This window comes from Acidovorax facilis (assembly GCF_050626955.1).
Lineage (GTDB): Bacteria > Pseudomonadota > Gammaproteobacteria > Burkholderiales > Burkholderiaceae_C > Acidovorax > Acidovorax facilis.
In genome coordinates this window covers 1,129,567-1,145,253 of the sequence record NZ_CP192460.1, presented here as the reverse complement: position 1 = coordinate 1,145,253, position 15,687 = coordinate 1,129,567, and the positions used below count along the sequence as shown (strand labels likewise).

15 protein-coding genes are annotated in these 15,687 nt (G+C 62.8%); 2 read left to right on the top strand and 13 right to left on the bottom strand.

Annotated features, from left to right (window positions below; genetic code table 11):
* Window position 1: 1 nt before the first annotated feature.
* The 13 genes from lpxA to rpsB form a co-directional block, all read right to left on the bottom strand.
* Window positions 2–790, bottom strand: a complete 789-nt coding sequence (gene lpxA, locus ACQ4MJ_RS05190; protein ID WP_055398238.1) for an acyl-ACP--UDP-N-acetylglucosamine O-acyltransferase — start codon at window positions 788–790, stop codon at window positions 2–4.
* A gap of 21 nt (window positions 791–811) precedes the next feature.
* Entirely contained in the window at window positions 812–1,252 is a 441-nt protein-coding gene (fabZ, locus tag ACQ4MJ_RS05185) for a 3-hydroxyacyl-ACP dehydratase FabZ (protein WP_010457855.1), read from the bottom strand.
* Between the two features lie 16 nt (window positions 1,253–1,268).
* Window positions 1,269–2,252: a UDP-3-O-(3-hydroxymyristoyl)glucosamine N-acyltransferase gene (lpxD, locus tag ACQ4MJ_RS05180; RefSeq protein ID WP_431149649.1), complete on the bottom strand. Its 984-nt coding sequence runs from the start codon at window positions 2,250–2,252 to the stop codon at window positions 1,269–1,271.
* 24 nt (window positions 2,253–2,276) lie between these two features.
* Window positions 2,277–2,798 carry an OmpH family outer membrane protein gene (locus ACQ4MJ_RS05175; RefSeq protein WP_055398240.1) on the bottom strand — a complete coding sequence of 174 codons (522 nt, stop codon included), beginning with the start codon at window positions 2,796–2,798 and terminating at the stop codon, window positions 2,277–2,279.
* On the bottom strand, window positions 2,798–5,095 hold the full coding sequence (gene bamA / locus ACQ4MJ_RS05170; RefSeq protein ID WP_121420548.1) for an outer membrane protein assembly factor BamA: 2,298 nt from the start codon (window positions 5,093–5,095) through the stop codon (window positions 2,798–2,800). Before bamA ends, ACQ4MJ_RS05175 begins: the two co-directional genes overlap by 1 nt.
* Before the next feature lie 45 nt (window positions 5,096–5,140).
* The gene (rseP, locus tag ACQ4MJ_RS05165; protein ID WP_176886405.1) at window positions 5,141–6,505 is read right to left on the bottom strand and encodes an RIP metalloprotease RseP; all 1,365 of its coding nucleotides are present in this window, start codon (window positions 6,503–6,505) and stop codon (window positions 5,141–5,143) included.
* Between the two features lie 26 nt (window positions 6,506–6,531).
* Window positions 6,532–7,713: a 1-deoxy-D-xylulose-5-phosphate reductoisomerase gene (gene ispC / locus ACQ4MJ_RS05160; RefSeq protein WP_431149652.1), complete on the bottom strand. Its 1,182-nt coding sequence runs from the start codon at window positions 7,711–7,713 to the stop codon at window positions 6,532–6,534.
* On the bottom strand, window positions 7,710–8,564 hold the full coding sequence (locus ACQ4MJ_RS05155; RefSeq protein ID WP_431149653.1) for a phosphatidate cytidylyltransferase: 855 nt from the start codon (window positions 8,562–8,564) through the stop codon (window positions 7,710–7,712). The genes ispC and ACQ4MJ_RS05155 overlap by 4 nt, the downstream gene beginning before the upstream one ends.
* A 27-nt stretch (window positions 8,565–8,591) precedes the next feature.
* Entirely contained in the window at window positions 8,592–9,323 is a 732-nt protein-coding gene (uppS, locus tag ACQ4MJ_RS05150; protein ID WP_121420552.1) for a polyprenyl diphosphate synthase, read from the bottom strand.
* Window positions 9,324–9,612: 289 nt separating this feature from the next.
* Entirely contained in the window at window positions 9,613–10,173 is a 561-nt protein-coding gene (frr, locus tag ACQ4MJ_RS05145; protein ID WP_431149655.1) for a ribosome recycling factor, read from the bottom strand.
* 51 nt (window positions 10,174–10,224) lie between these two features.
* A complete protein-coding gene (gene pyrH, locus ACQ4MJ_RS05140; RefSeq protein WP_010457839.1) occupies window positions 10,225–10,947 on the bottom strand; it encodes a UMP kinase in 723 nt (240 codons plus the stop codon).
* A 56-nt stretch (window positions 10,948–11,003) separates the two neighbouring features.
* Window positions 11,004–11,930 (bottom strand): translation elongation factor Ts, encoded by a 927-nt coding sequence (gene tsf, locus ACQ4MJ_RS05135; protein WP_121505962.1) that lies wholly within the window; start codon window positions 11,928–11,930, stop codon window positions 11,004–11,006.
* A 106-nt stretch (window positions 11,931–12,036) separates the two neighbouring features.
* Entirely contained in the window at window positions 12,037–12,789 is a 753-nt protein-coding gene (gene rpsB, locus ACQ4MJ_RS05130) for a 30S ribosomal protein S2 (RefSeq protein WP_055398248.1), read from the bottom strand.
* A 187-nt stretch (window positions 12,790–12,976) separates the two neighbouring features.
* Here rpsB and ACQ4MJ_RS05125 point away from each other — a divergent pair, with 187 nt between their 5' ends.
* Window positions 12,977–14,332, top strand: coding sequence for an amidase (locus ACQ4MJ_RS05125; protein WP_431149657.1), 1,356 nt, complete (start codon window positions 12,977–12,979; stop codon window positions 14,330–14,332).
* Between the two features lie 52 nt (window positions 14,333–14,384).
* Complete coding sequence (locus tag ACQ4MJ_RS05120; protein ID WP_431149658.1) at window positions 14,385–15,617, top strand: FAD-dependent oxidoreductase; 1,233 nt, start codon at window positions 14,385–14,387, stop codon at window positions 15,615–15,617.
* The last annotated feature ends 70 nt before the right edge of the window (window positions 15,618–15,687 follow it).

The window sequence follows — 15,687 nt, the reverse complement described above, 5'->3', positions numbered from 1 at the left end:
CTCAGCGCGCTATGCCGCGCGTGGCGTCGGCCAGGAACCGCTCCATCATCGCGGCATCCTCGCTGGCCTGCGGTGCGGACTGCACCAGCTCAGCAATGGCGGCACGTGCAGCCTCCAGCGTGAGGCCCTGACGGTAGATCAGCTTGTGCATCTGCTTGACAGCAGCAATGCGCTCAGGCGAGAAGCCGCGGCGGCGCAGCCCCACCACGTTATAGCCCCGCACGGCCAGCGGGTTGCCATCCACCAGCATGAAGGGGGGCACGTCCTGCGACACTGCGCTGGCAAAGCCCACCATGGCATGCGCCCCGACCTTGACGAACTGGTGAATGCCGGTAAGCCCGCCCACCGTCACCCAATCGCCCAGGTGGACATGGCCTGCCAGGGTGGTGTTGTTGGCCAGCGTGGTGTGGTTGCCCACATGGCAATCATGGGCGATGTGGGTGTACGCCATGATCCAGTTGTCGTCCCCCACCGTGGTGATGCCACCGGCCTGGGGCACACCGAGGTTCAGGGTGCAGAACTCGCGGATGGTGTTGCGGTCGCCGATGACCAGTTCGGTAGGCTCGCCCGCATATTTCTTGTCCTGCGGGATGGCGCCGATGGAGTTGAACTGAAAGATGCGGTTATCGGCGCCAATCGTCGTGCGCCCGTCAATGACGCAATGTGCGCCGACCGCCGTGCCCGCACCGATCGACACATGCTCACCAATAACCGCATACGGTCCTACCGTGACCGAAGGGTCCAGGCGTGCGCCGTCCGCAACAATGGCAGTGGGATGAATATTGCTCACGATCCAACAGGCCAGGGTCGGTCAACCCACGCTGCGCATGGTGCACATGAGTTCGGCCTCGCAGGCCACCTCTTCGCCCACGCTGGCCACGCCCTTGAACTTCCAGATGCCGCCACGAACGCGATCGATGGTGATGCTCAGGATCAACTGGTCGCCGGGCTCCACCGGGCGCTTGAAACGCGCGCCATCAATGCCCACAAAGTAGTAGATATTGTTCTCATCGGGCACCTTGCCCATGGCATCAAACGCCAGCAAGCCCGCAGCCTGGGCCAGCGCCTCCAGGATCAACACACCCGGCATCACGGGACGTCCGGGGAAATGCCCCATGAAATAGGGCTCATTGAACGTCACGTTCTTGATGGCCTTGATGCGGGTGTTGCTCTCAAGCTCGATCACTTTGTCCACCAGCAGGAACGGGTAGCGGTGGGGCAGTTGCTTGAGAATTGCGTGAATATCCATCATCGAGTTGTTCTTCCGTTCATGCTGCCTTGAGAGCCTGCTCAAGCGCCTTGATGCGCTCCCGCAAGCTGTGCAGTTGTTTGAGTGTTGCAGCGTTTTTTTCCCAGCGCGCATTGTCGTCGATGGGAAACATGCCCGTGTATTGCCCAGGCCGCGTGAGCGAGCGTGTGACCACGGTAGCTGCCGAGATATGCACGTTGTCGGCCAGCTCCAGATGGCCCAGCACAATCGCCCCGCCGCCCACAGTGCAGTGCGCGCCAATGGTCGCGCTGCCAGCCACCCCCACACACCCAGCCATGGCCGAGTGCTTGCCGATGCGCACGTTGTGGCCGATCTGGATCAGGTTGTCGAGCTTGACGCCATCTTCGATGACGGTGTCCTGAAGCGCGCCCCGGTCGATGCAGGTGTTGGCGCCGATCTCGACGTCGTCCCCGATGCGCACGGCACCGAGCTGTTCGATCTTGACCCACTGCCCTTGTTCGGGCGCAAAGCCAAAACCATCCGCGCCGATCACCACACCGGCGTGCACGATGCAACGCGCGCCGATGGTGCAGCCTTCGCCCACGGTTACACGCGACTTGAGGATGGTCCCCGCGCCCACCTGCGCTCCACGCTCCACCACACACAGCGGCCCAATGGTCGCAGTGGGGTGCACTTGTGCCGTGGGATCCACCACGGCACTGGCGTGTACCCCCGCGCACTGCGCTGGCGCATTGCGTTGCCGCCACAATTGGGTGGCACGCGCGAAATACACGTAGGGGTTGTCCGCCACGATGCAGGCACCGCGCGCCAAAGCGGCATCGCGCATGGCAGGCGCCACAATGACACAGGCCGCCCGGGAGGCGGCCAGTTGCTGTTGGTAGCGGGGGTTGCTCAGGAAACTGAGATCTCCCGGCCCGGCAACCTCCAGGGGCGCGATGCGGGAGATGACGACATCCCGTGTCGCACCTCCTTCCAGCGAGCCACCGAGCGCATCAACTATGTGCCCAAGAAGCAAGCTCACGCGCCACCTGTCCAGGGCTGTGGCTTACTTGCCAGCAGAGGCATTCAGCGCCTTGATCACCTTGTCGGTGATGTCATGCTTGGGGTTGATGTAGACGGCCTCCTGGAGAATCACGTCGTACTTCTCGGCTTCAGCCACTTGCTTGACGACCTTGTTCGCACGTTCGAGCACCTGGGACAGTTCCTCGTTCTTGCGGGCGCTCAGGTCTTCCTGGAACTCGCGGCGCTTGCGCTGGAATTCACGGTCCTGGTCCACCAGCTGGCGCTGGCGGGTCGTGCGCTGGCTTTCAGCCATCGTGGGGGCTTCGCGTTCGAATTTCTCTGTGGCGGTCTTCAGGGTACTGCCCATGTCCACCAGTTCTTTCTCGCGACGGGAGAACTCCTGCTCCAGCTTGGCCTGTGCAGCCTTGGCAGTGCTGGCCTCACGGAAGATGCGGTCTGTATTGACAAAACCGGCTTTGAACGACTCTTGAGCTTGCGCAGGGGCTGCCACGGCCATGGAGCCAAGCAGCAGAGCCAAAGAGATATGGCGAGAAATGGATTTCATTAGAAAGACGTTCCAATCTGGAATTGCAGTTTCTGGATTCTATCGCCGGCGAACTTGCGCACCGGTTGCGCAAAAGCCAGACGCAAAGGACCGAGCGGGGAAATCCAGCTCAAGCCCAGGCCCACGGAAGAACGCATGTCACTGAAGGTAACTTTTTCGTTTTCTCCGTACACATTACCCACGTCAAAGAAGGTGAATACACGCAGTGTCCGGTCGTTCCCTGCACCCGGGAACGGCGCGATCAGTTCCGCGTTCAGCGTCACCTTCTTTGGCCCCCCCAAAGAGGCCCCCGTCACGTCGCGCGGACCCAGGGTACCCTGGTCAAAGCCACGCACCGAGCCCAACCCGCCCGAATAGAAATTCTTGAACACCGGGAACGGCCGGCCATTCATGCCCTTGCCGATACCCACCTCGCCATTGAAGGCGATGGTGAAACGTTTGTTCAGCGGTACGTACTGCTGGTACTGGTAGTTGGCCCGCACATAGCGAGCATCCCCAGCCACCGACCATTCTGAATTGAGGCGCTGATAGCGGCCGGAATTCGGTGCCAGAGCGCTGTCGCGGTCGTCCCGGGACCAACCGATCGTCAAAGGAATGGAGGTGCTGCTGTAGCCAAACTGGTCGGCATAGGCCAGGTAGGTGGCGGGAATGTTCGTACCCGCCTTGATCTTGGTCTGCTCCAGCCCACCGCCAAAGAACACGGTATCGGTTTCACTGAACGGAACACCGAATCGCACCGACGTGCCGGTGGTCACCAACTCGTAGTTACCGCCCTGGTCTTCGTAAGGCTTGTCCGTGCGGTAGTACACGTCCAGCGTGCGAGAAATGCCATCGGGAGTGAAGTACGGATTGGTGGTGCTGAACACGAGCGTGCGGCGGTACTTGCTGGTGTTGACATCAATGCCCAGGTAGTTGCCAGAGCCAAAAATGTTCTCTTGCTTGATACCAAACGACAGCGACACCTTTTCGGCGCTGGAAAAACCCACCCCCATCTGCAGCGATCCGGTGGGTTTTTCTGCCACGTTGATCACCAGGTCCACCTGGTCTGGAGAGCCCGGGACCTCCTGGGTCTCCACATTGACCTCGGTGAAGAAGCCCAGGCGGTCCACGCGATCACGCGACAGGCGGATTTTTTCACCGTCGTACCAGGAGGCTTCGTACTGGCGGAACTCGCGGCGGATCACTTCGTCGCGTGTGCGGTTGTTGCCGCTCACATTGATGCGGCGCACATAGGCACGGCGCGAGGGCTCCGCCTGCAGAACAAAAGCAACGCGGTTGTTTTCGCGGTCAATCTCGGGCACGGCCTCTACCCGCGCGAACGCAAAGCCAAACCGGGAGAAATACTCGGAAAACGCCTTGGTCGTTTCAGTGACCTGGTCCGCGTTATAGGGTTCACCAGGGCGAATGGTGACCAGGGACTTGAACTCATCTTCACGGTCCAGGTAGTTGCCTTCCAGCTTCACGCCAGACACCACATAACGCTCACCTTCGGTCACATTGACCGTGATGGAAATGTCCTGCTTGTCGGGCGAAATAGCGACCTGGGTGGAATCGACACGGAATTCCAGATAGCCGCGCTGCAGGTAGTAGGAGCGCAGTGTTTCCAGATCGGCGTTGAGCTTGGCACGTGAATAGCGGTCCGACTTGGTGTACCAACTGAGCCAGCCACCGGTGTCCTGATCGAACAGGCCTTTGAGCGTGGATTCGCTGAAGGCCTTGTTGCCAACAATGCGTACTTCCTTGATGCGGGCGGGATCGCCTTCGACCACGGTGAAAGTCAGGTTGACACGATTGCGCTCGATCGGGGTCACGGTCGTGACGACCTCGGCGCCATAGAGGCTCTTGTTGATGTACTGGCGCTTGAGTTCCTGCTCGGCACGGTCGGTCAGCGCCTTGTCATAGGGACGACCTTCGGTCAGCCCGACATCGCGCATGGCCTTCTTCAGCGCGTCCTTGTCAAACTCGCGGGTACCGGCGAAATCCACGTCGGCCACAGTGGGGCGCTCCTCCACCACAACCACCAGCACATTGCCAGTCGCCTCCAGGCGCACGTCCTTGAACAGGCCCAGACCGAAAAGTGCGCGAATGGCAGCTGCGCCCTTCTCGTCGTTGTAGTCGTCACCAACCCGCAGTGGCATGGAGGCAAACACGGTGCCGGGCTCGACGCGCTGCAGCCCCTCGACGCGGATGTCCTGCACCTTGAAAGGCTCCAGAGCCCATGCCGCATTGGCGGCAAAAATCATGGCTGCAACGGCCGATGCGGTACGCACGCCCAGGCGATTGATGTGTTTTTTCATGAATGAAGCTGGCGCCGCAGTTGCAGGGCAAGCGCGGCAAAAGTGTTAGCCAAAGAGCCGAGTGATATCGTTGAACAGGGCAATGGACATCATGAGAAGCAAGACCGCAACGCCTCCACGCTGCAGGCGCTCCATCCATGCGTCTGACACCCCCCTGCCCGTGACACCCTCCCAAAGATAATACATCAGGTGCCCTCCGTCCAAGACGGGCAGCGGCAGCAGGTTGAGCACGCCCAGGCTCACGCTGATCAGGGCGAGGAAAACGAGGTACTGCGTCAGGCCCAGGCTGGCAGAACGCCCAGCATAGTCGGCGATGGTCAAGGGCCCGCTGATATTCTTGAGAGATGCCTCACCAATCACCATGCGGCCCATCATGCGCAGCGTCAATACCGACACATCCCAGGTCTTGACCACACCGGCCCAAGCGCCTTCCAACACGCCATATTCAACGGTCACGAAATCAGGTGGAGCGCCAACGTAGGCCCCAATGCGGCCTATGGTCGCGCCCAGTTCCGGCTTGGCCTCCGGCAAAACATCCAAGGTCAGCACCTGCCCCGCGCGATCCACGCGCCAAGGCTGGGCCAGTGGCTCGCTGCCACGCACGGACTGCCGGATCAACTCGCGCAGCTGCTGGCCATCCACCACATCGATGGCGCCAATCTTGAGCACCACATCTCCCTGGCGCAATCCGGCGCGCGCAGCGGCTCCGTCAGGCATGACCTCGCCCAGCACCGGACGTGTCCATGGCCCCAGAATGCCTATTTTGCGAAACAGCTGGGCGTCTGCTTCGCGGCTGTCGATCTTCGACATGTCCAGCAAAATTTCCCGGTGTGCAGCCCCCGACTGTGGCTGCACATCCAGGCGCACGTTCACCCCCTCCAGGGCACCGCGAGTAAGCAGCCAGCGCAAATCTTCAAACGACCGCACGGGTTCCAGGTCGTCAGAACCCAACGCTGCCTGCGCGACCAGTTCACCGCCACGCAGGCCCGCGCTCTGCGCCACGGAACCAGCCACCGGGCTGGCCAGGACCGCCTTGGGCTCCTCCACCCCGTTCCAGTTGACGATGGAATACAGCAGCACGGCCAGCAGCAGATTCGCAACAGGGCCTGCGGCCACGATGGCAGCGCGAGACCGCAGAGGTTGGGTGTTGAAGGCCAGATGCCGCTCTTCGGGGGGCACAGGCGCTTCCCGCTCGTCCAGCATGCGCACGTATCCACCCAGCGGAAACGCCCCCAGGACAAACTCCGTGGGCGAGCCCTTGGGCTGCCAGCGCAGCAACGGGTTGCCAAAGCCCACCGAGAAGCGCAGCACCTTCACTCCGCACGCCACGGCCACCCGGTAGTGGCCGTATTCGTGTACGGCAATCAGAAGGCCGAGGGCCACGATGAAGGCAACGATGGTGAGGAGCATGTGCGGGTCCGTGTTGCGGTGGAGACTCAGGCAGCCAGGCGGTCTGCAGCTTGCTCAGCGGCATTGCGCGCTTGGCTGTCCAGGTCCAGCAACGCTTCGAGCGAATTGGGCTTGGAGGGGGAAACCGCCTCCAAAGTTGCAAGATTCACGGCATGAATATGGTCAAAACGAAGCCGTCCCGACAAGAATGCTCCCACAGCCACCTCATTGGCAGCATTCAATACGGCCGTCGTCCCTTCGGCCGCTTTCAGCGCTTGCCAGGACAGGTGCAAACCCGGGAAGCGGTGGGCGTCAGCATCTTCAAACGCCAGCGCGGACAGGGTCGAAAAGTCCAGTTTGCTCGCACCACTCGCAATGCGCTCCGGCCAGGCCAGGCCGCAGGCAATGGGCACGCGCATGTCGGGCGTTCCCAATTGAGCCAGGATCGATGCATCCTTGAACTGCACCATGGAATGGATGATCTGCTGCGGATGGATCACCACCTTGATCTGGTCCGGGTGCAGATCGAACAGCCAGCGGGCCTCGATCACTTCGAGCGCCTTGTTCATCATCGTGGCCGAATCCACCGAAATCTTGCGCCCCATCGAGAAATTGGGGTGTGCACAGGCTTGGGCGGGTGTGATCTCAGCCAACGTGGACGGGTCTCGTTGCCGAAACGGCCCCCCGGAAGCCGTAAGCAAAATGCTGTCCACCCGTTGCGCCCAAGTGGCAGGGTCTTCGGGCAGGCATTGAAAGATGGCGGAGTGTTCGCTATCGATGGGCAACAGCGTCGCCCGCCCCTCGCGCACCGTCTGCATGAACAACCCACCACCAACCACCAGCGCTTCCTTGTTGGCCAGCAGCAACCTCTTGCCCGCGCGCGCAGCCGCCAGACACGGTGCGAGACCCGCAGCGCCCACAATGGCCGCCATCACCGCGTCTACTTCATCGTGTGAAGCTATCAATTCAAGAGCATCTTGCGATTGAAGGACCTGCGTTGGAAGGCTATTGGCCACTAATTTTTCAGCCAGAAGCGCCGCATGGGGCGCGCTCGCCATCACCGCGAAGCGAGGACGGAACTGTGCACACTGCGCCAGCAGAAGATCGACCTGGGTGGCAGCGCTGAGCGCAAAAACTTCGAAGCGATCGGGATGGCGGGCCACCACATCCAGCGTGCTGGTGCCAATGGAGCCGGTGGAACCGAGGACGGTGATTTGTTGTTTCTTCATGGAGTCGTCAGGCTCGTGAGCATCATGGCCAGGGGGAGCGTGGGCAGCAGAGCATCCACGCGGTCGAGCACACCACCGTGTCCGGGCAACAGGCCGCTGCTGTCCTTAACACCGGCGCTGCGCTTGATGAGGGACTCCACGAGATCTCCCGACACACTCATGGCCACCATGAACAGCGCGGCAAGCACCAGCATCCACCAGCCTTGTAGCGCCATTCGGCTGTAAAAACTGGGCACAGCCGCCTGCCAGTGCGCATCGGCCACGACCCAGACGAAGGCCATGACCACCACGCCCGCCAAACCGCCCCACACGCCCTCCCAACTTTTGCCAGGACTGATCGAAGGGGCCAGCTTGCCTTTTGTGAAGCGCAGGCCAAAAGCGCGGCCAGCGAAATAAGCAAAGATGTCTGCGACCCACACTAGGAGCAGCACCGACAGCAGAAAATTGATACCCACATTGCGCGCCTGCACTACGGCGAGCCAAGCGAGCCACAGCGCCAATACCCCGGCCACCAGGCGCACTCCACCCGGAATGCGGGGCCAACCAGGCACCCCTGCCTTGAGCAGCCAGGCAGCCGCCAAGACCCACAGCCCCCCGCCCACCACCCACAGGGCGGTCAACGGACGATCGACCCAGCCCAGGGCCCACGAACCCGCACACAGTGCGACACAAGCAGCGCCCACGGTGAGAGAGCCGGCCTGGCCAAAACCGCTCAGACGCCCCCACTCCCAGGCACCCGCCGCCATGAGCACCAACACGACCACGGTGAAGGGCACCGTGAATGGGTAAAAAAGCGCCGGCAGCAAAATGGCCAGCAGGACAAGGGCTGTGATAACGCGCTGCTTGAGCATGGGGCCTTTCAGAACCTGTTCAGGTTCTTAGCCCGGCATCGGCTGGGGATGCGCGGACAGGATTTGTTCGGAGGTTTTGCCAAAACGGCGCTCGCGGCCACCGAAGGCAGCAATCGCCTCGTCCAGCGCCGACTCATCGAAATCCGGCCACAACCGGTCGCTGAAGAAAAACTCGGAGTATGCGGCCTGCCACAGCAAAAAGTTGCTGATCCGCATTTCCCCGCCGGTGCGAATCACCAGGTCGGGATCGGGCACATGGGCCATGCCCATCGCACCCTGCAGGCTGGCCTCGGTGATAGGCTCACCCCGTGCCGCCAGCGACGCTGCTGCCTGGGCAATGTCCCAGCGGCCACCGTAGTTGAAACACACGTTGAGCACCAGGCGGGTATTTTCAGCCGTAGCGGCTTCTGCCTGCGCCAGGCCATCGCGGACCTTCTGCGAAAGACCCGCACGCTCACCCACGAAATACAGGCGCACGCCATCCTTCTTGAGTTGCGGCACTTCGCGCGCCAGCGCCATCGCCAACAGTTCCATGAGGCCAGAGACCTCGTCGGCGGGGCGGTTCCAGTTTTCGGAGGAGAACGCAAACACCGTGAGTACAGCCACACCGCGCTGCACGCAGGCGCGTGCACAGCGGCGCAGTGAATCCACGCCTTGCTTGTGGCCCGCCAGGCGCGGCAAAAAACGGCGCGTGGCCCAGCGGCCGTTGCCATCCATGACGATGGCAATGTGGTGTGGCACTAACGAAGAGTCAGCCATGTGAATGTTCAAGCCCTGGGGCCTAGAGCGTGTGATGCACTTTTAAGTGCCCGCGAAAGTCGGGGAAAGGCCCGGCAACTAGGCGCAGGACGCGCCGCGGTATGAATACCGCAAGCGGCTTGCAACGACGTAGCCGGGCCTTTCCCCGACTTTCCCAAAGGGTTGGCCCCACACGCAGGCACTCGCGGCGCTGCAGCGCTCGCCAAGGCCGGGGCCTTGCCTGCGCACTGCGCCTTGCGATCACCTGCGTGTGGGGCCAACGCGGGTACGTAAAAGCGCATAACACGCTCTAGACCGCCATGATTTCCTGCTCTTTGGCGGCCACCAGCGCATCGATCTCGGCGATATGCTTATCGGTGAACTTCTGCACGTCGGTTTCGGCGCGCTTCTGGTCGTCCTCGGAGGCCAGCTTGTCCTTGACGAGCTTCTTGACGGACTCGTTGGCATCGCGGCGCAGGTTGCGCACGGCAATCTTGGCGCTCTCGCCCTCGTTGCGGGCGAGCTTGGTCATTTCCTTGCGGCGCTCTTCGCTCATGGGCGGCATGGGTACGCGAATCAAGTCGCCCATGGAGGCAGGGTTCAGGCCCAGGTCGCTTTCGCGGATGGCCTTTTCAATCTTGGCGCCCATGCCTTTTTCCCAAGGCTGCACGCTGATGGTGCGCGAATCGATCAGGGCCACATTGGCCACCTGGCTCAAGGGAACCATGGAGCCGTAGTACTCGACCTGTACCGTATCAAGCAGCGCGGGGTTGGCGCGGCCGGTGCGGATCTTCTGCAGGTTGTTCTTGAAAGCCGAGATGGACTGGTCCATCTTGGTTTCTGCATTTTTCTTGATATCGGCAATCGTCATGTTTTCTCCTGGGCGCCCGCCTGCATCGTGGGCAGGCCTCGGCCATTGTCGTCAAGCGTAAACCAGCGTACCTTCGTCTTCACCCATCACCACACGCTTCAGGGCGCCGTGCTTGATGATGGAGAACACCCGCACGGGCAGCTTCTGGTCGCGGCACAGGGCAAACGCGGTCGCATCCATGATGCCCAGATTGCGGGACATGGCCTCGTCAAAGCTGAGCTTCGTATAACGCGTGGCCGTGGGGTCCTTCTGGGGGTCGGCAGTATAAACGCCGTCCACCTTGGTGGCCTTGAGCACCAGTTCAGCACCGATTTCGGCACCGCGCAACGCTGCGGCGGTGTCGGTGGTGAAGAAAGGATTGCCTGTGCCGGCCGCAAACACGACGACCTTGCCCTCTTCAAGATACTGCAGCGCCTTGGGGCGCACATAGGGCTCAACCACCTGCTCGATGGCAATGGCGGACATCACTCGGGCCACCAGGCCCTGCTTGTCCATGGCGTCTGCCAGGGCCAGGGCGTTCATCACGGTGGCCAGCATGCCCATGTAGTCGGCGGTGGCACGGTCCATCCCGACCGAGCCCCCGGCGACACCACGGAAGATGTTGCCCCCACCGATCACCACGGCCACCTGGACACCCAGGCGGGTCACTTCGGCGATCTCCTCGACCATGCGCACGATGGTGGCGCGGTTGATACCAAAGGCGTCATCCCCCATCAGCGCCTCACCAGACAGCTTGAGCAAAATGCGCTTGTGGGCTGGTGCAGCGTTGGACATGGGAAATTTCTCCGGTAAGTGGTACGAGGCTTTGGTGGGGTGGTTACAGGGAACGATCAGGCAGCAGCCTTGGCAGCAGCCACCTGGGCAGCCACTTCGGCAGCAAAGTCGTCCACCTTCTTCTCGATGCCTTCGCCCACCACGTACAGCGTGAAACCCTTGACGTTGGTGTTGGCAGCCTTGAGCATCTGGGCCACGGTTTGCTTGCCGTCGGCAGCCTTCACGAAGACCTGGTCGGCCAGCGAGACTTCCTTGAGGTACTTCTGCACCGCGCCGTCGATGCGCTTGGCCGTGATTTCAGCGCTTTGTGCAGGCTTGCCTGCAGCCACGAGCTCCTTGTTGGCTTCGTCGGCCTTGCCTTCGGCGACCGAGCGCTCCTTGGCGATCAGGTCGGCAGGCACGTCGGCGCTGGTCAGGGCCACGGGCTTCATGGCGGCCACGTGCATGGCCACGTCCTTGGCTGCTGCAGCGTCGCCTTCGAACTCCACCACCACGCCGATGCGCGAACCGTGCAGGTAGGCGGCCAGGTTGGAGCCGCTGAAGCGCTTGAAGCGGCGGAAGGACATGTTCTCGCCGATCTTGCCGATCAGGCCCTTGCGCACGTCTTCCAGCGTGGGGCCGAAGCTGTCTTGGCTATAGGGCAGCGCGCCCAAGGCTTCGACGGTGGCGGGGTTGTGTTCAGCCACCAGCTTGGCAGCAGCGTTGGCCATGGCGATGAAGCTGTCGTTCTTGGAGACGAAGTCGGTTTCGCTGTTGACTTCCACCAAGGCACCGGTGGTGCCGTCGATGTAGCTGGCGACCACGCCTTCAGCCGTGATACGCGATGCAGCCTTGCCAGCCTTGGTGCCCAGCTTGACGCGCAGCAGCTCTTCAGCCTTGGCCATGTCGCCGTCGGCTTCCGTCAGCGCCTTCTTGCATTCCATCATCGGAGCGTCGGTCTTGCCACGCAGTTCAGCAACCATGCTTGCGGTAATTGCAGCCATCTTTGTTCCTTCAGTGTTCAGTTCAGTCAGTTCAGATTCGGGCTAAAAAAAAGGGGGCTCACCAGGGGCCCCGCTTTTGTTCGCGACGGATCGCGCAGCCGGGCTATCAGGCAGCGGCTTCTTGCACTTCCACGAATTCGTCGGTGCTCTCTGCAGTAGCAGCCTTCACGACTTCATTCACGGCGTTGGCACGGCCTTCGATGATCGCGTCAGCGATGCCACGGGCGTACAGCGTCACAGCCTTGGCCGAGTCGTCGTTGCCAGGGATCACGTAGTCGATGCCTTCAGGCGAGTGGTTGGTATCGACCACACCGATCAGCGGGATGCCCAGCTTCTTGGCTTCGGCAACGGCGATCTTGTGGAAGCCCACGTCGATGATGAAGATGGCATCGGGCAGAGCAGCCATATCCTGAATGCCGCCGATATCCTTTTCGAGCTTCTCGATTTCGCGGGAGAACGTCAGTTGCTCCTTCTTGCTCAGGCTGTCGAGGCCAGCTTCTTGCTGGGCCTTCATGTCCTTGAGGCGCTTGATCGAGGTCTTCACGGTCTTGAAGTTCGTCAGCATGCCGCCCAGCCAGCGCTGGTCCACGAAAGGCACGCCAGCGCGTTGCGCTTCGGTGGCCAGGATTTCACGGGCTTGGCGCTTCGTGCCAACCATCAGGATCGTGCCGCGGTTGGCAGCCAGTTGCTTGGCGAACTTTTGGGCTTCCTGGAACAGTGGCAGCGACTTTTCCAGGTTGATGATGTGAATCTTGTTGCGATGGCCGAAGATGTAGGGGGCCATCTTGGGGTTCCAGAAGCGGGTTTGGTGACCGAAGTGGACACCGGCTTCCAGCATTTCGCGCATGGTAACGGACATAAAAATACTCCAAAGGTTAGGTCTAAAATCAGCCCCAATATTTGCAGTGCCGTGATCTTCACGAACACCGCAACACCTTGACAGGGCTGCTTTGCGATTGGTCTTGCCGCAGCGGCCACGCTGGTTGTGCAAACCTTGCACCACTGCGCTACTGCTCCCAGCAAAACCCAAAGATTCTAGCACACCCATGCTCCCTGACCTGATCGCCACCCGTGAGCAACTGCGGGACGGCGCCACTACCGCGCCCGCCGAGCTGGAAGGCTGCATCGACGCCGCCCAGGCCACCTCCAACACCCACAGCTTTGTGCGAACCCTGTTCGACGAGGCTCGCACCACAGCGGTGCAGCCGGGCGTGGCCCAGTTGCCTCTGGCCGGGCTGTCGGTGTCGGTGAAGGACCTGTTTGACGTGGCCGGCCAACCCACCCCGGCGGGCTCCACCGCGCTGGCGGGGGCTCCCGCAGCAGCTCAAGACTGCCCGGCCGTGGCCCGACTGCGCGCAGCGGGTGCCAGCCTGATTGGCCGCACCAACATGGTGGAGTTCGCTTTCTCGGGCGTGGGCGTCAACCCCCACTACGGCACGCCTGCGGCCTGGGACGCCCGTTTTGGCGCCGTGCCCGGCGCACCCCGGGTGCCCGGCGGGTCTTCGTCCGGCGCCGGGGTGTCGGTCGCCACTGGCGCCGCGTTCATTGGATTGGGATCGGACACCGGCGGCTCCATCCGCATTCCTGCGGCGCTCAACGGCATCGTGGGCTTCAAGAACACCGCCCGGCTGGTGCCTACCGCTGGCGCCGTGCCGCTGTCCACCACCCTGGACACTGCCTGCGCCATGACGCGCACCGTGCGCGACGCCATCGTGGCGCACGAGGTGTTGGCCGCCCGGCGCGTGACGCGCAGCCTGGCGCCGCTGTCGCAGTACCGGCTGGCGGTGCCGTCCACCCTCTTCCTCGACGGGCTGGATGCCACCGTGGCGCGCGCCTTTGAGCGCAGCGTGGAAGCCTTGCGCCAGGCGGGCGCCCAGATCGACCCCATCGACCTGCCCGCCGTGCTGGAACAGCCCGCCTATGGTTTTGCCGCCCCCGAAGCCTACGCCTGGCACCGCGAGCTGCTGCAGCGCGCAGGCGACCGCTACGACCCCCGGGTGCGCATGCGCATTGAAAAAGGCGCCACGCTGATGGCCTGGGAATACATCGACCTCGTGCAGGCGCGCCAGCAATGGATTGCACGCATGCTCTCCGACATGGAGCGCTATGACGCCCTGCTGTCCCCCACCGTTCCCATCGTGGCACCGCTCATTGCCGATGTCGCACCGGCCGATGGACTGGACAAAGTCCAGGACGCCGCCCGCGACGCCGAGTTCTTCCGCGTCAACAACCTGCTGCTGCGCAACACCAGCGTGGTCAATCTGCTGGATGGCTGTGCGCTGTCGCTGCCTTGCCATGTACCAGGGGAACTCCCGGTCGGGCTGATGGTCTGGCACGGAGCGCTCAGGGACGACACGGTGCTCAACGTGAGCCTACAGATCGAACAAATACTACAAAAATAATAGCTACTCGCGCTTTAACAACAAGCGCTAGAAGCCAAAAACACCCATATTCATGAAGATTGCTATCGTGGGCGCCGGCATCATCGGCGTCACCACCGCATACGAGCTGGCCAGCGACGGCCACGAAGTCACGGTGTTCGAACAACGCAGCGCAGCCGCCGAGGAAGCCAGCTTTGCCACTGCAGGACTGCTCGCACCCTACCTGCTGAGCCCCTGGGCAGTGCCGGGCTTTGGCCAGCCGCTGCGACTGATGGGGGCACAGGCCACCCTGCGGATGGCAGGCGGCCTGACCCTCGCCAACTGGGCCTGGTTGCGCCGCTGGCGCAGCATGGCCCGCAGCCACAGCGCCCCGGCTACAGCCGTCGAGCGCCTGGCGCAGTACAGCCAGACGCGCCTGCAATCCATCGCCAGCCAGCACGAGCTGGATTTCGAAGCCAGCGATGGCCGCCTGGTGCTGCTGCGCACTGAGGAAGACCGCACGCGCCTGCAGCCCGCACTGCAGGTGCTGCGCGACAGCGGCGTGACCTTGCGCGAGATCGACGCCGATGTGGCCCGCCAGATAGAGCCCGGCCTGTCGCCCGAGGCGCCGCTGGCAGGCGCCATCCACTTGCCCGACGCGCGCGCGGGCAACTGCCGCCTGTTTGCCCAGCTGCTGCGCCAAGGTATTCAGGGCGGTGGCGTGCAGTTTGTGTTCAACACCCGCGTGGACCGACTGGGCAGCAGCCCCACCGGCGTGGTGCTGCAAGGCGAAGCGGACCTGCGTCGATTTGATGCCGTGGTGCTGTGCGCGGGCATGGCATCAGCCACGCTGCTGCCCGCGCTGGGCCTGGACCTGCCCATGGCGGCCGTGTATGGCTACTCCGTCAGTGCCCCGCTGCGCGAATCCACCCACGCCCCGCGCTCCAGCGTGGTGGATGCGGGTCAGCAGATATCCATCACCCGCCTGGGCCAGCGTGTGCGCATTGCCGGTGGCGCTGAACTGGCCGGGGCCGATGCCGAGCACCACACCCCCACACTGCAGCGCCTGTACCGCACGCTGAACGACTGGTTCCCCGGCGGCGCGCAGCTGTCATCCAACCTGCAGATCTGGCGCGGCGCCCGCACCATGCTGCCCGACGGAGCACCGGTGGTGGGCGCCAGCGGCGTGCCGGGCTTGTGGATCAACACCGGCCACGGCGCAAGTGGCTGGGCTCTGGCCTGCGGCAGCGCCCGGGCGCTGGCCGACCTGATCGCGCAGCGCGAGCCCGAGGTGTCGCTGGACGGGCTGGGCATGCGTCGGTTCTAGGAGCCTGCGCTTTGCCCCCACGGGGTGTCGGCGCACAATGGCAGGCGCGCTGCCACTGGCAGCAGCCCTT